This window comes from Synechococcus sp. 1G10 (genome assembly GCF_002252625.1).
Taxonomy (GTDB): domain Bacteria; phylum Cyanobacteriota; class Cyanobacteriia; order PCC-6307; family Cyanobiaceae; genus Regnicoccus_A.
In genome coordinates this window covers 1-244 of record NZ_NQKW01000082.1, presented here as the reverse complement: position 1 = coordinate 244, position 244 = coordinate 1, and the positions used below count along the sequence as shown (strand labels likewise).

The following is a 244-nucleotide window of genomic DNA, read 5'->3' as shown; positions in this document are numbered from 1 at the left end:
GGCCCTCTTCCTTCCCTCCTTGGGGGCACCGAATCCCTCGCCAGGACCTGTGGGCGGAGGCGGAGGATCCTCCTGACCATCGATCCGCTTCAGGGAGGCGTATGACGCCCAGGCCTGCAACAGCGTGCCGTCCACGGAGAAGTGGTCATCGCTGAGCAGGGGTTTGACCTCGGGAGCTCCCATCAGCTTCTCCAGGAACTTCCCCATGACGTCGTCATTGAGCAGCCGATCGCGGTTTTTGGTG

At 63.1% G+C, this 244-nt stretch carries 1 pseudogene; it reads right to left on the bottom strand.

Annotated features, from left to right (window positions below):
* Positions 1 to 244, bottom strand: a pseudogene (locus CJZ82_RS17570) (IS5/IS1182 family transposase); the annotation flags it as partial.